The 2,943-nt window shown below is 70.8% G+C and carries 3 protein-coding genes; 2 read left to right on the top strand and 1 reads right to left on the bottom strand.

The window, feature by feature from the left end; genetic code table 11:
* A partial coding sequence (locus AB0G02_RS33690; RefSeq protein ID WP_360802460.1) for an acyltransferase occupies positions 1-1,143 on the bottom strand: 1,143 nt, incomplete at its 3' end.
* Between the two features lie 500 nt (positions 1,144-1,643).
* Between AB0G02_RS33690 and gap the strand changes: the two genes are divergently transcribed.
* Entirely contained in the window at positions 1,644-2,648 is a 1,005-nt protein-coding gene (gene gap / locus AB0G02_RS33685; protein WP_360802457.1) for a type I glyceraldehyde-3-phosphate dehydrogenase, read from the top strand.
* A 23-nt stretch (positions 2,649-2,671) separates the two neighbouring features.
* The coding region (gene pgk / locus AB0G02_RS33680) for a phosphoglycerate kinase (RefSeq protein WP_360802454.1) at positions 2,672-2,943 on the top strand (272 nt) is incomplete at its 3' end.

Below are 2,943 nucleotides of genomic sequence, written 5' to 3'. Positions count from 1 at the left end.
GACCGCCACGGTCACCACCACCAGCGACGTGCCGAGCGCGTACGTGGTGCGCCTGCGGTCGGGCCTGCGCCGCCGGAACGGGTCCTCGACGAGGTGCTTCGACAACGCCGCCAGCACCAGGCTCGCCCCGGCGGCGGCCCCGACCTGCTCCAGGCTCAACGCCTCGCTCCCGGTGACCTCCAGCAGCAGCACGATCACCGGCCAGTGCCACAGGTACAGGCTGTAGGAGATGTCGCCTACATAGGTCAGCGGGCGCAGGCCGAGCACCCGGGCCAGCGAGTCGTCGCGGGCGACCAGCACGGCGGCCGTGCCGATCGTCGGCACCGCCGCGATCCACCCCGGGAACGCCATGTCGGTGGTCAGCAGGAACGCGCTGACCACCACCGCGGCCAGGCCGCCCCAGCCCAGCAGGAACCGGGTGACCCCGCCCGGCCGCAGCCGGTGCAGGACCATGGCGGCCAAGCCGCCGACGCCGAGCTGCCACATCCGGGTGGGCGTGACGAAGTACGCCGCACCGTGGTCCACCGGCGTGTACCAGACCGAGAACGCGAACGACGCCACCGCGATCACGCCCACCGCGACGACCGCGTACCGCACCGGCCCTGCGCCCCGACGGGCCGCCAGGACGGCCGCGACCAGCAGCACCAGCGGGATGACCAGGTAGAACTGCTCCTCCACGGCCAGCGACCAGAAGTGCTGCACCGGTGAGGCGCCGACCGTGGCGTGCCCGTAGTCGTCCGACAGCGCCGCCAGCAGCCAGTTCTGCGCGTTGAGTGCGGAGAACACCACCTCGCGCAGCACCGCCGGCCACCGCGACGAGCGCAGCAGCGCGAACACCGCCGCCGTGACCGCCAGCAGCACCACCGTGGCCGCGGGCAGCAGCCTGCGGATGCGTCGCGCGTAGAAGTCGAGCAGCCCGACCCGGCCGGTGCGCCGCACCTCGTCGGTCAGCGTGCCGATGATCAGGAAGCCCGAGATCACGAAGAACACGTCGACGCCGACGAAACCGCCGGGCAGCCAGTCCGGGCGCAGGTGGTAGCAGACCACCACGCCGACGGCCAGCGCCCGCAAGCCCTGGATGTCGGCCCTGGCGGTGCGCCGTCCACTCCCGTGCTCGTGCGCGAGCGCCGGCCCACCCGTCACCACCGCCACCGTCCACCACCGCAGCTAGGAGGAAAGGTGGGGCACTGTAACCCGATCGGGTGACGCCCGAGCCGACCCGTTAGTGAAGCGTCACCACCGGCCCACCCCCGCCCGCGTGTTTTCCCCCGACCGCGAGAGTCCTACGTCCGCAGCGCGAGAGTCCTACGCTCACGACCCCTGAGTTGAACGTTCGGAGCACGGCCGCCGTCACGCTCCGCGCACCCTGCGCCGGCGCACCCGGAGTTCTACGCTGGGCAACGGGCGGGCCCGACGTCGAGCCCCCGCGCAGCCGCACTCGGGAGTCCCGAACGCGCCGCAGCCGAGTTACTCAGTGGTAACAAGCCGGTCGAGCTGGATTTTCTTGTTCGATAAAGAGATCCTGGTGGTCCACGTGACCAGGGACGCAGGCCGGAGGCTAGGCTGGCTCTCGGCTGCCTGGTCAGCCCATTACTGCACGCCCCTGGCGGGACAACGCCAGTCGAGTACCGAGGAGACTCACCGTGACGGTTCGCGTAGGTGTCAATGGTTTCGGCCGCATCGGTCGCAACTTCTGGCGTGCCGTTCAGGCCAGCGGGCACGACATCGAGATCGTCGCCTTCAACGACCTCGGTGACGTCAACACCATGGCCCACCTGCTCAAGTACGACTCCATCCTCGGCCGCCTCGACGGCGAGGTGACCGTGACCGACGAGGGCATCGCGGTCGACGGCAAGGTCATCAAGGCGCTGGCCGAGCGCGACCCGGGCAAGCTGCCCTGGAAGGACCTCGGCGTCGACGTCGTCCTGGAGTCGACCGGCTTCTTCACCGACGCCACCGCCGCCCGCAAGCACGTCGACGAGGGTGGCGCCAAGAAGGTCATCATCTCCGCCCCGGCCAAGGGTGAGGACCTCACCGTGGTGCTGGGCGCGAACGACGACCAGTACGACGGCTCGCAGACGATCATCTCGAACGCCTCGTGCACCACGAACTGCCTGGCCCCGCTGGCCAAGGTGCTGCACGACAGCTTCACCATCGAGCGTGGCCTCATGACCACGATCCACGCCTACACCCAGGACCAGAACCTCCAGGACGCGCCGCACAAGGACCTGCGCCGCGCCCGTGCCGCCGCGCTGAACATCGTGCCCACCAGCACCGGTGCCGCGAAGGCGATCGGCCTGGTCCTGCCCGAGCTCAAGGGCAAGCTCGACGGCTACGCCCTGCGCGTGCCCGTGCCCACCGGCTCGGCCACCGACCTGACCGTCACCGTCGGCCGCGAGGTCACCGTGGACGAGGTCAACGCCGCCTACAAGGCCGCCGCCGAGGGCGCGCTGAAGGGCTACCTGCGCTACAACACCGACCCGATCGTGTCGGCGGACATCGTCACCGACCCGGCGTCGTGCATCTACGACGCGCCGCTGACCAAGGTCATCGGCAACCAGGTCAAGGTCGTCGGCTGGTACGACAACGAGTGGGGCTACTCCAACCGCCTCGCCGACCTGGTCAACCTCGTCGCCAGCAAGCTCTGACCGAACAGGCGGACCAACTCGCTGTGAAGACTCTCGACGACCTGCTCAGCGAGGGTGTCTCGGGTCGGCGCGTCCTCGTGCGCGCCGAGCTGAACGTCCCCCTGGACGGCGACCGGATCACCGACGACGGCCGCGTCCGCGCGTCGGTCCCCACCATCAAGGCGCTCGTGGACGCGGGCGCCCCCGGCCCGGACGCCGCGCACCTCGGGCGCCCCCAGGGCCTGCCCGGCCCCCACTTCTCCCTCGCCCCCGGCGCCCTGGGGCTGGGGGGGGTGCGGGGCCAGCGGGGCGCGGA

The sequence above is a fragment of the Actinosynnema sp. NPDC023658 genome, assembly GCF_040639995.1.
Classification (GTDB): Bacteria; Actinomycetota; Actinomycetes; order Mycobacteriales; family Pseudonocardiaceae; genus Actinosynnema.
The sequence above is the reverse complement of the archived record's forward strand: the minus strand, read 5'-3'. Positions and strand labels throughout refer to the sequence as shown.